The sequence below is a fragment of the Novosphingobium endophyticum genome (assembly GCF_014640675.1).
GTDB lineage: Bacteria > Pseudomonadota > Alphaproteobacteria > Sphingomonadales > Sphingomonadaceae > Novosphingobium > Novosphingobium endophyticum.
Window position 1 is genome coordinate 20,875 of sequence record NZ_BMHK01000017.1, and the last position, 17,616, is coordinate 38,490.

General features: G+C 65.0%; 15 protein-coding genes. 11 read left to right on the plus strand and 4 right to left on the minus strand.

Annotation, left to right across the window (positions count from 1 at the left end; genetic code table 11):
• Nucleotides 1-19: 19 nt before the first annotated feature.
• Nucleotides 20-1,003 (plus strand): tetratricopeptide repeat protein, encoded by a 984-nt coding sequence (locus IEX32_RS12950; RefSeq protein WP_188771961.1) that lies wholly within the window; start codon nucleotides 20-22, stop codon nucleotides 1,001-1,003.
• A complete protein-coding gene (gene tilS, locus IEX32_RS12955; RefSeq protein ID WP_188771962.1) occupies nucleotides 984-1,994 on the plus strand; it encodes a tRNA lysidine(34) synthetase TilS in 1,011 nt (336 codons plus the stop codon). Before IEX32_RS12950 ends, tilS begins: the two co-directional genes overlap by 20 nt.
• A gap of 12 nt (nucleotides 1,995-2,006) precedes the next feature.
• On the opposite strand, the gene IEX32_RS12960 is transcribed toward tilS, so the two are convergent.
• A complete protein-coding gene (locus IEX32_RS12960) occupies nucleotides 2,007-2,573 on the minus strand; it encodes a L,D-transpeptidase family protein (protein WP_373285448.1) in 567 nt (188 codons plus the stop codon).
• 450 nt (nucleotides 2,574-3,023) lie between these two features.
• Here IEX32_RS12960 and IEX32_RS12965 point away from each other — a divergent pair, with 450 nt between their 5' ends.
• From IEX32_RS12965 to IEX32_RS12980, 4 genes are all read left to right on the plus strand, one after another.
• Nucleotides 3,024-3,257 (plus strand): hypothetical protein, encoded by a 234-nt coding sequence (locus IEX32_RS12965; protein WP_188771964.1) that lies wholly within the window; start codon nucleotides 3,024-3,026, stop codon nucleotides 3,255-3,257.
• A 220-nt stretch (nucleotides 3,258-3,477) separates the two neighbouring features.
• Nucleotides 3,478-4,833 (plus strand): NADP-specific glutamate dehydrogenase, encoded by a 1,356-nt coding sequence (gene gdhA / locus IEX32_RS12970; RefSeq protein WP_188771965.1) that lies wholly within the window; start codon nucleotides 3,478-3,480, stop codon nucleotides 4,831-4,833.
• Nucleotides 4,834-4,849: 16 nt separating this feature from the next.
• Nucleotides 4,850-5,452, plus strand: coding sequence for a Pycsar system effector family protein (locus tag IEX32_RS12975; RefSeq protein WP_188771966.1), 603 nt, complete (start codon nucleotides 4,850-4,852; stop codon nucleotides 5,450-5,452).
• 217 nt (nucleotides 5,453-5,669) lie between these two features.
• Entirely contained in the window at nucleotides 5,670-6,272 is a 603-nt protein-coding gene (locus IEX32_RS12980) for a response regulator transcription factor (protein ID WP_188771967.1), read from the plus strand.
• A gap of 338 nt (nucleotides 6,273-6,610) precedes the next feature.
• Here IEX32_RS12980 and IEX32_RS12985 read toward each other — a convergent pair whose 3' ends face one another.
• Both IEX32_RS12985 and IEX32_RS12990 read right to left on the minus strand, forming a co-directional pair.
• Complete coding sequence (locus IEX32_RS12985) at nucleotides 6,611-7,492, minus strand: SDR family NAD(P)-dependent oxidoreductase (RefSeq protein WP_188771968.1); 882 nt, start codon at nucleotides 7,490-7,492, stop codon at nucleotides 6,611-6,613.
• A gap of 55 nt (nucleotides 7,493-7,547) precedes the next feature.
• Nucleotides 7,548-8,447 carry an SMP-30/gluconolactonase/LRE family protein gene (locus IEX32_RS12990; protein WP_188771969.1) on the minus strand — a complete coding sequence of 300 codons (900 nt, stop codon included), beginning with the start codon at nucleotides 8,445-8,447 and terminating at the stop codon, nucleotides 7,548-7,550.
• 452 nt (nucleotides 8,448-8,899) lie between these two features.
• Here IEX32_RS12990 and IEX32_RS12995 point away from each other — a divergent pair, with 452 nt between their 5' ends.
• Nucleotides 8,900-13,642 carry an NAD-glutamate dehydrogenase domain-containing protein gene (locus IEX32_RS12995; protein ID WP_188771970.1) on the plus strand — a complete coding sequence of 1,581 codons (4,743 nt, stop codon included), beginning with the start codon at nucleotides 8,900-8,902 and terminating at the stop codon, nucleotides 13,640-13,642.
• A gap of 7 nt (nucleotides 13,643-13,649) precedes the next feature.
• Here IEX32_RS12995 and IEX32_RS13000 read toward each other — a convergent pair whose 3' ends face one another.
• Entirely contained in the window at nucleotides 13,650-14,111 is a 462-nt protein-coding gene (locus IEX32_RS13000) for an Lrp/AsnC family transcriptional regulator (RefSeq protein ID WP_188771971.1), read from the minus strand.
• Between the two features lie 107 nt (nucleotides 14,112-14,218).
• On the opposite strand from IEX32_RS13000, the gene phhA reads away from it, so the two are divergent.
• The 4 genes from phhA (at nucleotide 14,219) to maiA (ending at nucleotide 17,579) form a co-directional block, all read left to right on the plus strand.
• Nucleotides 14,219-15,085 (plus strand): phenylalanine 4-monooxygenase, encoded by an 867-nt coding sequence (phhA, locus tag IEX32_RS13005; protein ID WP_188771972.1) that lies wholly within the window; start codon nucleotides 14,219-14,221, stop codon nucleotides 15,083-15,085.
• On the plus strand, nucleotides 15,082-16,221 hold the full coding sequence (hppD, locus tag IEX32_RS13010; RefSeq protein ID WP_188771973.1) for a 4-hydroxyphenylpyruvate dioxygenase: 1,140 nt from the start codon (nucleotides 15,082-15,084) through the stop codon (nucleotides 16,219-16,221). Before phhA ends, hppD begins: the two co-directional genes overlap by 4 nt.
• Before the next feature lie 147 nt (nucleotides 16,222-16,368).
• Nucleotides 16,369-16,926: a VOC family protein gene (locus IEX32_RS13015; protein ID WP_188771974.1), complete on the plus strand. Its 558-nt coding sequence runs from the start codon at nucleotides 16,369-16,371 to the stop codon at nucleotides 16,924-16,926.
• Between the two features lie 14 nt (nucleotides 16,927-16,940).
• Nucleotides 16,941-17,579, plus strand: a complete 639-nt coding sequence (gene maiA / locus IEX32_RS13020) for a maleylacetoacetate isomerase (protein ID WP_188771975.1) — start codon at nucleotides 16,941-16,943, stop codon at nucleotides 17,577-17,579.
• Nucleotides 17,580-17,616 lie beyond the last annotated feature (37 nt).

Below are 17,616 nucleotides of genomic sequence, written 5' to 3' on the forward strand. Positions count from 1 at the left end.
ACACGGAGAGTACTTGGCAATGAAAGGTTCAATTGGCGCGGAGCGGCGGGTGCGTTTTGCGGGTGTACGCCTGTTGGCGACATGCGCCGCCGCTTCGCTGCTCGTATGCGGGGCGATCCCCACACAGGCGCAGGATTCAACGGAAGGCCGCCTGAAGAAGGTCGAAGCCGAAGTCCGCGCCTTGCAGCGCAAGGTCTTCCCGGGCGGTGACGGCACATTCTTCGAGCCGCAGATCGCGCCGCCGGCACCGACCGCTGGCACGGGCCCGCAGGCGCCGACCACGACACCGCTCACCGACCTGCTCGGCCGCATGGACGCCGTAGAGGCGCAGATGAACCGGCTGACCGCGCAGATCGAGCAGAACACCAATCGCATCAACCAGCTAGAAGCCAGGCTGGGCAGTGGCGCTGCCGGCCCGGTCGTGGACGGCGCGGCGCCGGCCGCGAGCGCGCCTCCGCCGGTTTCTGCGTCGCAGTCCAACCTTTCGGCGATGAGCGGCGGGAGCTCCGCCGTCCAGCCCGCCTCGGTGACCACCACGACCAAGGCGCCCGCAGCCGTGCCTTCGGCGTCGCGACTTCAGGCTGTGCAGGCGATCGTCAAGCCGCAGACCGGCGATCCGGGCGATGACGAGTACAGCTATGGCTACCGCCTGTGGGAGGCGAAGTTCTATCCCGAAGCGGAGCAGCAGTTGAAGCTCTTCCTGGAGAAATACCCGAAGCACGGCCGCGCCAGCTGGGGCCGCAACCTGCTCGGCCGTGCCTACCTGGACGAGGGCAACCCGCTTGAGGCGGCGAAATGGTTCGTGCAGAACTATCAGGCCGACAAGAACGCTGATCGCGCTCCGGACAGTCTGCTCTACCTCGCCGTCTCGATGAAGCAGTTGAAGGACACCAAGCGCGCCTGCATCGCGCTGGCCGAATTCAGCCAGACTTACGCGGCGGAAGCGGCGGGGCGTCTGAAGAGCCTCTACGATTCCACGCGCAATGGGCTCACCTGCAACTGACGAGCCCCCGGGCGACGTGACGCCGGCCGCCGAGCGCGTGGCCCGCTTCCGCGAGGGGGTGGCGGCGCTCTGGCCGGACGCGATCGACGATGAACGGGCGAAACTGGGGCTGGCCGTGTCGGGCGGCCCGGACAGTACGGCGCTGCTCCTGCTTGCCGCCGCCGCGCTGCCGGGGCGGGTCGAGGCGGCGACCGTCGATCATGGGCTGAGACCGGAGAGCGCGCGGGAAGCCGCCGATGTCGCCGCGCTCTGCGCGCGCATGGGCATTCCGCACGCCGTCCTGCGCGTCGAAGTCGCGCCGGGTAATGTTCAGGCCGAGGCTCGCGCCGCGCGCTACGCGGCGATGGCCGGATGGATCGAGGAGCGCAAGCTGGCCGCGCTGGCGACGGCGCATCATGCCGACGATCAGGCGGAGACGCTGCTGATGCGCCTCAACCGCGCGAGCGGCGTTGCGGGGCTGGCCGGCGCGCGCGGTCGCGGACAAGTGCCGGGCACCGATATCCCGCTGCTGCGCCCGGTACTCGGCTGGCGCCGCGACGAACTGGCCGGCGTGGTCGCGGCGGCGGGGATCGTGCCTGCGGACGATCCCAGCAACGTCGACGACAAGTATGACCGGGTACGCATCCGCAAGGCGCTGGCGGACGCCGACTGGCTGGATGTCGCCGCCATTGCCCGCAGCGCCGAATATATCGCCGAAGCCGACGCCGCGCTCGACTGGATGGCGGCGCTCGAATGGCGCTCGTGCGTGAAGAAGGAGCCGATGGGGCTGGGCTATCGGCCGCAGGGCCCGCGCGTCGTGGTGCTACGGGTGGTCGCCCGGATCGTGCGCGAACTCGGCGGCGCCGAACCGCGCGGCGGCGGCGTGGCGCGCCTGCTCGATGCGCTGACGCAAGGAAGGCCCGCTTCGATCGGGGACCTGATCGTGCGTCCCAATGCCGGGCGCTGGAGTTTCAGCAAGGCGCCGGTTCGCGCGGCGAAGCGGAAGACGTGAAGCGCGGCGGAGTCAGGTGCCGGTAAGCTTGTCTCCCATGCCGATCTGCTTGCCGCGCGTGATGTAGACCTTGTCGCCGAGGCTGGTGGTTTTGAACAGCCGGGCAGCGAAGGGTTCGGGCATGCCGATGCAGCCGTGGCTGGCGTAGCCGAGTTCGACCTTGGAGCCGTGCAGGGTAATGCCGTCGTCGGTCAGCCGCTGCATGTAGGGCATCGGTGCGCCTGTGTAGATGTTCGAGACATGGTCGCGTTTTTTCTGCGTGATCGGGAACACGCCCAGCGGCGTCGGCTTTTCCTCGGTCCCCAGCAGAACGGCGGTGGCGCCGATTTCGTATCCGTTCCGGAACACCGACAGCACGCGAGCGTCCAGATCGACGGTGACGACGATCGGGCCATCGGGCACATTCTCGTCGTTCCAGTGCCACTCGCCGTACTTGATCGGCCCGTCGATCGGCAGGATACGCTTGATGATGAAAGGTTCATCGGCCTTGTCCGGGGTCGGCGCGGGTGCCGGTGCCGGTTCGGCAGCCGTTTCCATCGCCGGTGCCTTGTCGTTCACCGCCACGTCGTTCACCGCCACTTCGCTGGTGGCCGGCGCACCGTTCCGGGCCGTCTGCGGTGAGGTCGCGAGCACGAGGACGCCTGCAATGACAGCCAAGGCCAGCAAGCCCGAGGCGAGGAAGAGAGGTCCTTTCACTGCGATCCTTGTCCTTTGAATCGGCGCATGTTCGCTGCCCGATCATTACTCATGTGAAGGTAAAGAGCGAGTCGACCCAGGGTACGTGTACCGCGGTTGGACTGGCCGTGCTGAAAAGTTAACAGGTCGGTCCGGCTTTAGGACGCGGCCGGGTCCGAAATTCCGCGTACCGGCAAAAATGCATCGCCAGAGCGTTGCAATCGTGTGAGCTTTGACTAGGACGGGCGTTTGACGGTGGACTTTTCCGGGCATCTTCCGGATCGGCCGCGCGGGCCGAGGCGGATCGCATATGCCGACCGGCAGGGTCTGCCCTGACGACTAAGGGGATTATCGATGAAGCTGCTGAAGTGGGCCGTGGGCGGTGCGGGTGCCGCGGGCGCCTACGCGATCTACAAGTATTCGATCGGTCGCAAGGCCAAGGGTGAGGATGTCTTCGTCACGCCCGAAAAGGCGGTCGAGAAAATCACCCAGGACAACAACCAGGCGGAGGCCGAAGCGCTCGCCAAGCCCCGACGCAAGCGGACGACGCGCGCCAAGGCGGCCGGGGACAAGCCCGCTTCGGAATAGGGCAAGGCGACAGGCCGTTCGTGCGCCGACGAGCAACGGCTCGCGGCGCCCCGCGCTTTTATCGGTCCTAACCCTCCCGCGGGCTTCTGTCGGTCGGGTGTGATGCGCCCGGGATCGCTCCACTTTCAGTCTGTACGTGCTTGATGCGCGCCCCTAGTGTGTTCAGTACTGACGCCGGGAGCTTCGCGCCAGTACAGAACCAGAAAAGGGGGGAGCGGATATGGCAATTGTGGACCATGTCGATTTTGCCGGCTTCATGGAGGGCGTGAAGCGCCGCAATCCTCACCAGCCCGAGTTCGTGCAGGCAGTCCAGGAAGTCGCCGAGGACATCTTCGACTTCATCGCCGACAAGGAAGAATACCACGAGCAGCAGATCCTGCGCCGCATTGCCGAGCCGGACCGGGTGGTTTCCTTTCGCGTGTGCTGGGAGGATGACAGTGGCTGCATCCGCGTCCAGCGCGGCTGGCGGGTGCAGAACAACAATGCCATCGGCCCTTACAAGGGCGGGCTGCGCTTTCATCCGAACGTCAGCGAGAGCGTGCTCAAGTTTCTGGCTTTCGAGCAGACCTTCAAGAACGCGCTGACGGGCCTGCCCATGGGCGGCGGCAAGGGGGGCGCCAACTTCAATCCCAAGGGCAAGTCGGTGCGTGAGATCATGCGCTTCTGCCAGTCCTTCATGACCGAACTCTATCGCCACATCGGCGCGGACGTGGACGTGCCGGCGGGGGACATCGGCGTCGGCGCGCGCGAGATCGGCTATATGTTCGGCCAGTACAAGCGCATCACCAACCATTTTACGGGCGTGCTGACGGGCAAGGGCCTCGAATACGGCGGTTCGCTGATCCGGCCCGAGGCGACCGGTTATGGCGCGGTCTATTTCATGGCCGAGATGCTGGCGAACCGCGGGCACGACCTTCAAGGCAAGACGGCGGTGATTTCCGGCTCGGGCAACGTCGCAACCCATGCCGCAGAGAAGATCGTGCACCTTGGCGGCAAGCCGGTCACGCTCTCGGATTCGGGTGGCTTCATCCACGACCCGGACGGTCTCACGCTTGAGAAGATCGAATGGGTCAAGCAACACAAGACCCACCGCCGGGGGCGCATCAGCGAATATGCCGATGAGTTCAAGGGCTCGACGTTTCACGAAGGCAAGACGCCTTGGAATGTCTCATGCGACGTGGCGCTGCCTTGTGCCACGCAGAACGAACTCGATGGCGAGGACGCCCGTGCGCTCGTCGCCAATGGCTGCATTGCCCTGTCGGAGGGCGCGAACATGCCCTGCAACCTCGAAGCGGTGCACGTTTTCAAGGACGCGCGGATCATGTTCGCGCCGGGCAAGGCGGCGAACGCGGGCGGGGTTGCCGTATCGGGCCTGGAAATGAGCCAGAATTCCTCCCGCCGTTCGTGGACCGAAGGGGAGCTGCAGCAGATGCTCAAGGACATCATGTCCGGCATCCACACACGCTGCCTGACGTACGGCGAGCGCGGCGGCGGCTATGTCGACTATGTGCGCGGCGCCAACATCGCGGGATTCAAGAAAGTGGCGGACGCCATGCTGGCATTCGGCGTCGTGTGACGCGGTTGGAGGAGCCATGTCCGGTACGGTGAAGTCGTCCGAAGCCGGGTCGGATGCGGGCGAGGCGTCGCCGGCCCAACTCTACGATGGCGGGACGTATTCCGCGCACGCTGTCCACATGGTGCGCACCGCCATGGCGAACCACGTCGCGCTCAGCCAGATGGCGGACCACAAGGCCAATATCCTGATGGGCGTGACGTTCCTCGTCTTCACGCTTTCCGTGACGGCCTTCGGCAGCGGGACGAGTCCGTTCGCGCTGCTGATCCTCGTACTCTCGGCCTTTGTCTCCGCGATGTTCGCGATGGCCGCGGTCATGCCCAAGACCACTCCGCCGAAGCTGTCCGGGGATGAGTACGACAACCTGCTGTTCTTCGGCGTTTTTACCGAGCTGGAGCAGGAGGATTTCGTCGACCGCGTGATGTCCCGGTCCGAAACCGACGGACGGGTGTTGAGCGCGATGCTGCGCGACATCTATCAGAACGGCGCGGTGCTCCGGCGCAAGAAATACCGCTATCTCTCATTCGCCTTCCGCGCTTTCCGGACTGGCCTTGTCCTGGCTTTCGTCGCTTTCGCGCTGGAGAACGGGGCCGAGTTTCTGGATTTTTCTAGCGCCCGCTGAACCCAAAATGCGAAGACGGAGCGTGTCCCGGCCCGGTCCTGCCAAGAATTTAATTCGGCAGGACTGCAAAATAGGGTCAACTACGTAGTTGCCTAAGGGTAATTCCTAAGGTTAATCAACTGTTACATGACCGTACTGACTGGAAAGGCGCCAAAGGGGTGGGTGGCCTCCGGTCGGAGTAAAACGGTCATGCAGTATAACCGGGGGTCGGCTTCGAATGTATCAAGAAAATTGTCATCTTTTTCTGGTTGACGACAATCAAAAAAGAAGAGCAGCAATAAGCTATGAAATGTCGAAACGGGGAATGTATGTTGTCCCCTTTGAGGATGTTGAGGAACTTGCCGCGCGCTGGCCAAATGATGGCATGGTTCTGGTTTCGGATGATACCGATAACGTCCCGAGACTGACCGAGCAGATGCTGAAGTCGGAAAAATGGCTTCCATTCATAGCATTTTCCGAACAGCCGGAAACGTCGCGTATCGTGCGCGCGGTGAACCAGGGCGCGGTTGGCTACAGCGATACCCCGACGGATGCGGAAAAATTCTGCAAGACGGTTGAGGAGGCGCGAGGCGCCACCGACCGTATCGGGCATATCCGCGCCCGTGCGCTGAAGGCGAAGAAAGCCATCGCGGGCCTGACCAAGCGCGAGATGGAAGTCCTGGAAGGCCTTGCCGATGGGCAGACCAACCGGGCGGTTGCCGAGCAATTGCATATCAGCCACCGCACCGTCGAAATTCACCGTGCGAACCTGCTGAACAAGCTGGGCGGCGTCGGAATCAACGCTGCCATACGCGTTCTCATAGAATCCAGGATTATCTGATCCTGCTGCCCGGTGATCTCTCCCCCGGCACCGGGGGAAGAGGCACTGCGGGTCGTGCCCGCCGCAAAGCCGTCGCTTGAGGCGAGGGTGGGGTAGCGGCAGGCTACCGGCTTCACGTTACTGGCGGATCCACCGTCGGTGAAGCGACGCTGTGCTGGTGGTACCGGTCGTCTCGGGCGAGAACCGGGCGCGCTCAGCGTGGGCATCCCCACGCCGCGCTTCACCTCCGAAGTCGAAGCACATGTCGCCGACCTCTTGCGCGATGGAGCCGGTTTCCTCGCGGGTTGACGTCGCGGCGGTAGACGCTGAACGCCTGGTATGGGCAGTGCCTGTCGGGATCACCGGATGACGACGGGGTAGGGTACGTGCGGTGCCACCTTGTGCGTTTCGCGGCAGGAGGGCGGTTGCCGCCCGCCTTCATCCCTGATGCCATATTTGACGGCAAGCTCGGCGCCGATCAGCGTCTGCCCGCTCAGGGCGGTGAGGCCCGCATCCTTGTAGAGTGCCCAGATGACGTGGCCGGTGAATTCGGGCGTTTCGATCTGCCCGCGCAGGTGGCCGTACTTTTCCTCGTCGGCGGCAATGATCGCCTTGAGCCGGTCGGTAGCCAGCGCGCCCATCCAGATCGACACCGAGGCGACATCGGCCCCGGCGTTCCTGAAATCGACATCCATGTCGAACGCCATCTTGTCGATGCCGGCCTTGTGCGCGCCATAGGCCGGCCCCATCGAATAATGCGCCGCGCCCGAGGCAGAGGTGAACGCGATCAGCCCGTGGTTCTGCCGGACCATGATCGGAGCGGCCAGCCAGCTTGCGACATAGCTGCTGCGAACGCCGACATCGATCATGTCCGCAAGTTTCAGCGGCTTTTCCCAGAAGTTGCCCGGCGCGCTCAGTTCGTCGTGGACCGCTGCGGCATTGTTGACGAGGATGTCCAGTCGGCCGTGCTCAGCCACGACTTGCTCGAACAGCGCCTTGACCTGCTCGTCGTCGGCATGGTCGCAGCGCGCCGCGATCCCCTTGCCGCCCGCGGCGGTCACGGCATCGGCCGTCTCGTAGATGGTCCCCGGCAGCGGATGATCGCTTGCCTTCGCGGAGCGGCCGGTAACATAGACCGTGGCGCCGTGGCTGCCGAGCGCAATGGCTATGCCCCGGCCGGCCCCCCGGCTGGCTCCGGTCACGATCGCGACTGTCGGCGTGCTGGAGGTATTCTGGGGCATTTGCGTACCTTCTTTCAGGGTGGATGGGGGCGCAGGCGCGTGGCGCCCTATCGCGCTAGGTCAGGTCGAACCGCGCCGGCGGGATCTTCATGCCGGGCACGTCGGAGCGGCCCCGGAAAAGAAAGGAATTCCTGCCCGTCAGTCCGCCGCCTTCCTTGAGCGTGTCACCGGCGTCGGAAGGGACTGTGTTGATATAGATGTCGCGCATGTTCGCGCCGGCGAAACGCGCCTGGGTAATCGATCCCGCCGGCGTTTCGAAGCGTTCCAGTTCCTTGCCTTCGGGCGAAAGGCGCGTCAGGAAACCGGAGCGAAAGCCGGTGATCCATACATTGCCCTCGGCATCGAGGATCATGCCGTCGGCATCCTCCTTTTCAAGGAAGAGCCTGCGGTTGTTCAGGCTCAGGTCGTCGCCGACGTCGAAAGCCCAGGTCCCGCGAAAGGTGTCGTTGCAATAGAAGCGCCGGCGCGCGGGATCGAACATGAGGCCGTTGGTGAAGCCGATGTCTTCGGCGAGCCTGACCGCGTGGCCTGCGGTCGTGAGGCGGTAGATTGCGGTCGGCCGGGCCTGCTCGCCGCCGATCACGCTCTCGATGTCGAGAGTGCCGAAGAATATGCCGCCGGTTCCGTCGGGCACCATCTCATTGACGCCGTTGGCCGGCTTGCCGTCAATTTCGCGAAGCAGCCAACCGGACCTACCGCTGTCCGGATCGTTCCACATGATCCCGCCCTGGCCAGTCGACAGGACGCGTCCGTCCGCGTTCATCAGCGCGCCCCCGGTCCACATACGCTGTTCGTTGAACGAGGCGACTTTCGTGCCATCCGGCTTCACGCCGTGGATGCCGCCCGCCATCACGTCGCTGTACCAGATCACGTCGCGTTCGTGATCAACCGCGAGGCCTTCCAGGTAGATGCCCGAGGCGATCTTCGTGAAGGCGGCAGCATCTGTCTGCGTCATGGCTCTCTCTCCGCAGACCAACTGAGTTGGCGGGCGAGTTCAAGTCAAGCGGAGCGGCCGCCGCCGGCGACACATTGCCCCCGCGATGGCGCTGGGCTGCCTCGGCGCTCTTGTCGTTTGCCACGCGCGGAACGTTGTTTCCGCTCAGGCGCGGCCGACATTGCTGCCATGAGATTGGATGTTGCCTGATACGGAAATTTCATTACGAACGAAAGCGGCAGGGACTTGCATCGTCAGGTACGCAACCTGAGGCATGAACGCATCGTTATATTACCGCTTGTGGGATGAAATGCCGGTTGAATACCTTTTAAATGCCTTGGCGTTCGAGGAGGTGGAATTCCGGAGAACGGCCGGTGCCGGCACGTAATTCCGGTTCTACTATACCCTGATCGGCCGCATCGCGCCGGGAGAAGCGTGTTGCGGCCGTGTCAGGTGATTTTGCGGAGAGAAACATGAGCGCAGGCGAAGTGTCCGTAGCTGGCAAGACGCGAGCGAAGTCGGCCGCGCGCGGGTATTCGGGGAGGCTCGAGGAAGCAATCGCGGAGCGCATTCGCGACTCTCTGCTGCCCGGAGACGGTCCCTCGGATGCTGCCTGGATCGATGAGGCCGCGCGCACGCTGCTCTCCGCCGCCGAGGTGCGTCAGCCCGGCGAAGCCGCCGTCGACCTGACTTCCGCCAGCGAGGAGCGGCGCTTCCTGCGCATTGCGCTGATCAACGATGACATGCCGTTCCTGGTCGATTCGGTGGCGGCGGCAATCGCCGAGGCCGGGCTGGTGATCGACCGTCTCGCCCACCCCGTCCTGCCGGTGCGCCGCAATGCCAGGGGAGAGCTCGAGGGCCTGCCCGAAGGGGGGGCAGGGGAAACCATTCGCGAATCGATGATCTACATCGAAACGGCACGCGTCGATGCGCGTCAGCGGCGCGCGCTGTTGCGCTCGCTGGAAGCGACACTGGCCGACGTCCGCAGCGCCGTGGCCGACTGGCCGCGCATGGTCGAGGCCATGCTGGCCGACGCCGAGCGGGTCGAGGATACCGAAGGCGCCGACCTGCTGCGCTGGTTCGCGGACGGTATGCTGACGCAGCTCGGCCATGTCACGCGCCGGCGCGACGGCAGCCACGGGCAATTGCTCGGCGTATGCCGCCGGGGCAGCAGGGACATTCTCTCCGCCGCGAGCTACGAGAGCGCCTTCGCCGAGTTCGACCGGCAGGTTGCCGCCGGCGACGTGCGCGCGCCGATGGTGATCAAGGCCAATCGCATGGCCAGCGTGCATCGCCGCGTGCCGATGGACCTGTTCCTCGTGCCCGTCGTCAACGAGGGCAAGGTCACGGCGCTTTCAGTCCATGCCGGCATCTGGACGAGCGCGGCGCTGGCGGCGCCGCCCGAACGTGTTCCGCGCCTGCGCCTGCAGCTTCGCGAACTGGCCGGCAAGCTCGGATTCGATCCCAACGGGCACACGGGCAAGGCTCTCGCCCACGCGCTGACCACGTTGCCGCACGATCTCCTCATGGGGCTGGGAGAGCACGACGTAGAGCGGCTGGCGACGACGATGACGGGTCTCGTCGACCGGCCGCGCCCGCGCCTGCTGGTCACCGGTGCGCCGCTTTCGCGCCATCTCTTCGTCTTCGTCTGGCTGCCCCGCGACATGCTTTCGACGCAGATGCGCCGCCGCATCCAGGCCATGATCGAGGAGGCCGCCGAAGCGCCCACGCTCGACTGGAGTCTGCAGGTCGAGGCCGGCAACCTTGCGATGCTGCGCTACACGCTGGACATCCGCGAGGGGGGCTATGCGCTGGATGAAGACGCGCTCGACCAGCAATTGCAGGTCATGCTGCGCGGTTGGACCGAGGCGGTCGAGGCGGCGCTGGCGCAGTCGATGGATCCGGCACGCGCCGCAGCCATTGCCGGCCGCTATGCCGACGCTTTCCCGATGTCCTACCGCAGCGAAGATGGCCCGGTGGAAGCGGCCATCGACATTTTGCACATGCGCAAGGTCGTCGTAGGCGAGGCGGTAGAGGGCGAGCACCGCCACGGCCTGCGCGATGCACGGCTCTATCGGCACGCCGGCGACGACGCCGATCGTCTGCGGCTGAAGATTTACCAGGCCGAGGGCAGCCTGCCGCTGTCGGATGCGGTTCCGGCGCTCGAGAACTTCGGCTTCCGGGTGCTTGCCGAAGTGCCGACCTCGCTCGAGAACGGCCGGATCGGGACTATCCACGATTTCACGCTGGCGCTGCCCGTCGGCCGCGACGTCGGTGAAGTGCTGGGCCTGGCGCCGACGATCGAGGACGCGCTGTGCGGCGTGCTCAACAATGAGGGCGAGAACGACGCGTTCAACAGGCTCGTGCCGGGGTTGGGCCTCTCCAAGCGCGAGGCGAACTGGCTGCGGGCCTTGTATCGCTATTTGCGGCAGGGCGGCACGCACTTCGGCATCGCTACCGCCGTCGACGCTCTGCAGTGCGCGCCGAAAGTGACGCTGGCGATCGTGGATCTGTTCCGCGCGGTCCACGATCCGGCTTTCGGCGGTGACCGGGACGAGGCACGACAGGACGCGGAAGAGGCGATCCGCGCCGGCCTGTTGGAGGTTACCGCGATCAACGACGACCGCCTGCTGCGCGCCTATCGCGATCTTGTGCTGGCGATGCTGCGGACCAATGCCTTTGCTTCGGCCGGACAGCTCGCGCTGGCCTTCAAGTTCGATTCCACGCTGGTCCCCGGCCTACCGAGGCCGCTGCCCTGGCGCGAGATCTTTGTCTATTCGCGGCGCGTCGAGGGCATCCATTTGCGGGCTGGCCCCGTAGCGCGCGGCGGACTGCGCTGGTCCGACCGGCGCGATGACTACCGCACCGAGATTCTGGGCCTGATGAAGGCGCAGCGCGTCAAGAATGCCGTGATCGTGCCGACGGGCGCCAAGGGCGGATTCTATCCCAAGCAACTGCCCGATCCCGCGCTCGACCGCGCCGGCTGGGCCGCCGAGGGGCAGGCCTGCTACGAGGTCTTCATCGCGACGCTGCTCTCGATCACGGACAATATCGTGGCGGACAAGGTGGTGCATCCCGAGGATATCGTGATCCTCGATGGCGACGACCCCTATTTTGTCGTTGCCGCCGACAAGGGCACGGCAAAGTTCTCGGATATCGCCAACGGCATTGCCGCGTACCACGATTTCTGGCTCGACGATGCTTTCGCCAGCGGCGGCTCGAACGGCTACGACCACAAGGCCATGGGCATCACCGCGCGCGGTGCATGGCTTTCGGTACAGCGCCACTTCCTCGAAATGGGCGTCGACGTCCAGAGCGAGCCGGTGCGCGTGGTGGGCTGCGGAGACATGTCGGGCGACGTCTTCGGCAACGGCATGCTGCTTTCGCGGGCGATCAGGCTCATTGCCGCTTTCGATCACCGCCATATCTTCATCGACCCCGATCCTGACCCGGCGCTGAGCTGGGCAGAGCGCAAGCGTCTGTTCGAACTGTCGCATTCGAGCTGGGACGACTACGACAAGGCGCTGATTTCCAAGGGTGGGGGCGTGTTTCCCCGCAAGCTCAAGTCGATCCCGCTGACGAGCGAAATGCGCGGCGCGCTGGGGGTCGAGGCAGAGGCGCTCGATCCGGACGCCCTGATCTCGGCGATCTTGTCCAGTCCGGCGGACTTGCTGTGGTTCGGCGGCATCGGCACTTACGTGAAAGCGGCGGGAGAGAACAACGTCGCGGTCGGCGATCCCGCCAACGATGCGCTGCGCGTCAGTGCCAGTGAACTGCGCGCCAAGGTGATCGGCGAGGGGGCGAATCTGGGTGTTACCCAGGCCGGGCGTATCGAGTTCGCCCTCAGGGGCGGGCGTATCAACACGGATTTCATCGACAATTCGGCGGGCGTCGACTGCTCGGACAACGAGGTCAACATCAAGATCGCTTTCGCCGCCGCCCGCCGTGCCGGCAAGCTGGCCGAGAAACGCCGCGTCGAACTTCTGCGCGAGATGACCGACGATGTCGCCGAACTCGTGCTGGAGGACAACCGGCTCCAGGCTCTGGCGCTGTCGATCGCGGAGCGCGGCGGGGCAGCGGCGATGCCTTCGCATATCCGCCTGATCGAGATGATGGAAGAAAGCGGCAATCTTGACCGGCGCACCGAAGGCCTCGGCGACAACGAGGTGCTGAACCGCCGCGTGCAGGACGGGCGGGGACTGACGCGGCCGGAACTTGCCGTGCTCCTCTCCAGCGGCAAGCTGATGCTGCAGGATGCAATCGAGAAGAGCTATCTTCCCGCCGATCCCACGCTTGGCGGTATGCTGCGCGAGGCTTTCCCGGAGCCGATGCAGGAGAAGTTCGGGCAATTCATCGCCGGCCACCGCCTCGCGGGTGAGATCGTCGCGACAAAGCTGGCCAATCGCATCGTCAACCGGCTGGGGATCGTCCATCCCTTCGAACTGGCCGAAGAGGAAGGCGTGGGCCTTGCGCAAGTCGCGGCGGCCTTCGCGCTGGCGGCGTGCCTGTTCGATCTCGATACGCTGTGGGAGCGGCTGGAGAACGCGCCGATGTCCGAAGGCGCGCGCCTTGCGCTGTTCGATCGTACCGCGATCGCGGTGCGCGGTCACATGGCGGACCTCTTGCGCGCAGGTGCGGGGCAGGTGCCGCCATCCGAGCTGGCGGAGCGCATCGGCAAGCATGTCGCGGCGCTCGCGATCGACACCGATGCCCTTCTCGGCGAGCGCACCAGAGCCTATTCGCAGGATCTGCGCCGCAGCCTGCTCGCTCTCGGGGCGCCGGACGCGGAAGCCGCGATGGTCACGCATCTGGTTGACCTCGATGGCGCGGTCGGGATCGCCGATCTTGCAGCCGAAACCGGCATTGACCCGCGGCGTCTGGTCGGCGCGTTCACCCGGATCGGCGCGGGGCTGGGGCTGGACTGGGCACAGTCCAGCGCGGCCATGATGAGCCCGTCCGACCCGTGGGAGCGTCTGCTTGTTGCGGGGCTGGCCCGCGATTTCCAGCAGATGCGTCTCGAATTCCTGCGCTCGCTGGCACGGGACAAGGCAGGCAAGGCCGACCCGATCGCGGCGGCGGAGGAGTGGGGGCGTCACCACACCGCTTCGATCGCCGCATTCCGCGCGACGGTGGCGCGGGCGGAGAAGACCGTGCCGATCACCCCGGCCATGCTCGCGCAGATCGCGAGCCAGGCGCGCAACCTGCTCGGTAGGTAGCGCGCGCCTATTCCAGCGGCATCGCGCGGGTTTCCTTGATCGTTTCCAGCACGATGATCGACTTCACATCGCGTACGCCGGGAATGCGCACGAGAGTCTTGAGCGTGATCTGCGAGAGGTGCTCCACGTCGCGGGCGATGACGTGGACGAGGTAGTCCATGTCCCCGGTCACCGCATGGCAGGCGATGACGTAGGGATTGCCGTGGATCGCCCGTTCGAAGCGCGAAATGTTGTCGTCGCTGTGCCCGTCGAGGTTGATGAGGACGTAGGCGTCAAGCTCGAAGCCAAGGCGGCGCGGGTCGAGAACCGGCTGGTAGCCAAGGATGACGCCTTCGTCCTCCAGGCGTTTGATCCGGCGGCTGACGGGCGTCGCCGACAGCGCGGCGCGTTCGGCAACCTGCGCGACGGGCATTCGCGCGTCTTCCTGAAGGGCGCCGATGATCTTGCGGTCGAATTCGTCGAGATGCACGAATTACCTCGAAATGGTGATGTGCTTGGTGGATTCCACTAATATCATGTGATATGGATATAGCAATCGCACGAAAATAAACCGCGTGCCGTGATAATATGCACGGCATGAAGAAGCCTTGCACGCTGACCAGCCATAGCGGCCTTCGGGGAGAGTACGAGGGCGCTCGCGCCGACTATACCGTCGGGCAGGACTGGCGTGCCTATACGCCGGAAATGCACGAGCGCTGGCGGCGGCTGCATGCGCGCCAATCCGCGCTGGTCAGGCGCTATGCCTGCAGCTCCTTTCGCAAGGGGCTGGCGCGGCTCGATTGCGCCGACGGGATTCCGCGCTTCGAGGATGCCAACGCCATCCTCGCTTCCGCGACCGGGTGGAAACTCGTCGCGGTGCCCGGCTTCATTCCGGACGAAGTGTTCTTCGATCACCTGGCGCACCGCCGCTTTCCGGTAACCCGGTGGATTCGCGAGGAGCATGAGCTCGACTACCTCGTCGAGCCCGACGTGTTCCACGACTTCTTCGGCCATGTCCCGATGCTGCTCGACCCCGCCATCGCCGATTTCCTGGAACTCTACGGCAAGGCCGGGGCGCGGGCGATGGCAATGGACGCGCTGCCGATGCTGGCGCGCGTCTACTGGTACACCATCGAGTTCGGCCTGGTGCGCGAGGACGGTGCGCTCAAGGTCTTCGGCGCCGGGATCATCTCGTCGCACAGCGAGACTGTCTATGCGATCGAGGATCCGCGGGTCCTGCGCCTGCCGTTCGATCCCGTCCGGATCATGCGCACCGGGTACATGATCGACGAGTTTCAGAAGACCTATTTCGTGCTCGAAAGCCTGCCCCAGCTCATCGACAGCCTCGTGGATCTGGATTTCGGCCCGATCTACGAAAAATGGCGCGAGGCGCCTGCGCTGCCGGCGGGCGAATGCCTGCCCGGCGAGACTCCCTGCGATCCCAAACGCGAGACCGCTACATGACCACGCATCCTGCGACAGACCTGTTCGACAACCCTATCGGCCTCGACGGTTTTGAATTCGTCGAGTTCTCCGCGCCGGAGAAGGGCGTGCTGGAGCCGGTGTTCGAGGCCATGGGCTTCGCCAGGATCGCGCGTCACCGTTCGAAGGACGTGGAGCTCTGGCGTCAGGGCGGGATCAATTTCATCACCAATTACGAGCCGCACAGCCCGGCGTGGTTCTTCAGCCGCGAACATGGGCCTTCGGCCTGCGGCATGGGCTTTCGCGTGCGCGACGCTCACAAGGCCTATGCGGAACTGCTCGCCCGCTCGGCCGAGCCGGTGCAGGTCGCCACCGGGCCGATGGAACTGCACCTTCCCGGCATTCGCGGCATCGGCAATTCGATCATCTACCTGATCGACCGCTACGAGCGGGCCGATGAAAATGGGGAGGGCGACGGCGCGCTGTCCATCTACGACATCGATTTCGAGTACCTGCCGGGCGCCGACAGGCATCCCGTCGGCGCGGGGCTCCAGTTGATCGATCACTTGACGCACAACGTCTATGGTGGCCGCATGGCCTACTGGGCGGACTACTACGAAAAGCTCTTCAACTTCCGCGAGATCCGCTATTTCGACATCAAGGGCGAATATACCGGCCTTACCTCCAGGGCGCTGACCGCGCCCGACGGCAAGATCCGCATTCCGCTCAATGAGGAAGGCGAAGGCGGCAAAGGCCAGATCGAGGAATTCCTGCGCCAGTTCAATGGCGAGGGCATCCAGCACATCGCGCTGATCACCGATGATCTCCTGAAGACCTGGGACCGCCTGAAGACGCTCGGCGTGCCGTTCATGACGGCGCCGCCGGAGACATATTACGAGATGTTGGACGAGCGCCTTCCGGGGCACGGGCAGCCGGCGGACGAACTCAAGGCCCGCGGCATCCTGCTCGACGGCACGACCGAGGGCGTTGGCTCGGGGGGGCGGCCGCGCCTGCTGCTGCAGATATTCGCCGAACCGCGGATAGGCCCGGTCTTCTTCGAATTCATCGAGCGCCGGGGCGACGAGGGCTTCGGCGAAGGGAACTTCAAGGCACTGTTCGAATCCATCGAGCGCGATCAGGTGCGGCGCGGCGTGCTGAAGGCGGAGGCGGTGGAGTGAGCGGAGTGAACCGTCATCCCGGACTTGATCCGGGACCGGTGGCGGTCGTTCGGCACGCCATCTCGTGCAGAGCCCCCTCGCAGGGGCTGCGCGTAAACACCGCTACCGGTCCCGGGGCGAGCCCGGGATGACGAGGAGAGAGAGAAGATGACCGAAGCAAAAGCCCCCTCCCTCGGCGGTATCCACCACGTCGCCTATCGCTGCAAGGACGCCAAGGAGACGGTCGATTTCTACCGCGATGTCATGGGCATGGATTTCATGCTCGCCATCGCCGAGGACGCGGTGCCCTCCACCGGTGATCCCGACCCCTACATGCATGTGTTCCTGGACGCGGGCGGCGGCAACGTGCTCGCCTTCTTCGAATTGCCGAATGCGCCCGAGATGGGCCGCGATGCGGCGACACCCGACTGGGTTCAGCATATCGCCTTCAAGGTCGACAGCGAGGAGGCCCTGATGGATGCCAAGGCCCGCGCCGAGGCGCACGGGCTCGATGTCGTCGGACCGACGCATCACGGCGTCTTCAAGTCGATCTATTTCTTCGATCCCAACGGCCACCGGCTTGAACTTGCCTGGCAGTTCGGTACGCCTGATCAGATGCAGCGCCTGCGCGACGTGGCCGAGGACATGCTGGAGGAGTGGTCCCGCACCCGGAAAGCCCCGCGCCACGCGGCCTGGCTGCACGAGAAGATCGCCGCCGAAACCTGAAGGGAGCACCGGCCTTGCGCCTCCATGCCTACTACCGCAGCTCCACCAGCTACCGCGTGCGCATCGCGCTGAACCTCAAGGGGCTGGATTACGAGATCGTGCCGGTGAACCTGCTCGAATCAGAACAGCGCGGCGAAGCGTACCGCAAGCTCAACCCTTTCGCGGGCGTGCCGGCGCTGGAAGCGGACGGCAGGGTCTACACCCAGTCGATGGCAATCCTCGAATGGCTCGACGAACGGCATCGCGACCGCTCGTTGCTGCCCGCCGATACCGAAGACCGTTTCGTGATGCGTGAGCTGGCAATGGCCATCGCCACTGAACTCCACGCACCGCTCAACCTGCCGGTGCTGCGCTACCTCAAGCACGAGCTTGGCCACTCGCAGGACGAGATCGACACCTGGTACCGCCACTGGCTCGCCAGGACGCTCGTGCCGGTGGAGGCGAAGCTGGCGGAGCGAGGGGCGGGAGACTTCCTGTTCGATGGTCCGGGCCTGTTCGAGTGCGTGCTGATCCCGCAACTCTACAACGCGCGGCGTTTCGATTTCGACCTTTCGGCCATGCCGCACATGACGCGCATCGAGGCGGCCTGCCTTGAGCATCCGGCCTTCGTGGCGGCGCATCCGGACAATCAGCCGGATTGTCCGAAGGGGTGAGGGGGCGCTGGCGACGGCCTTCGACAGGCTCAGGCTG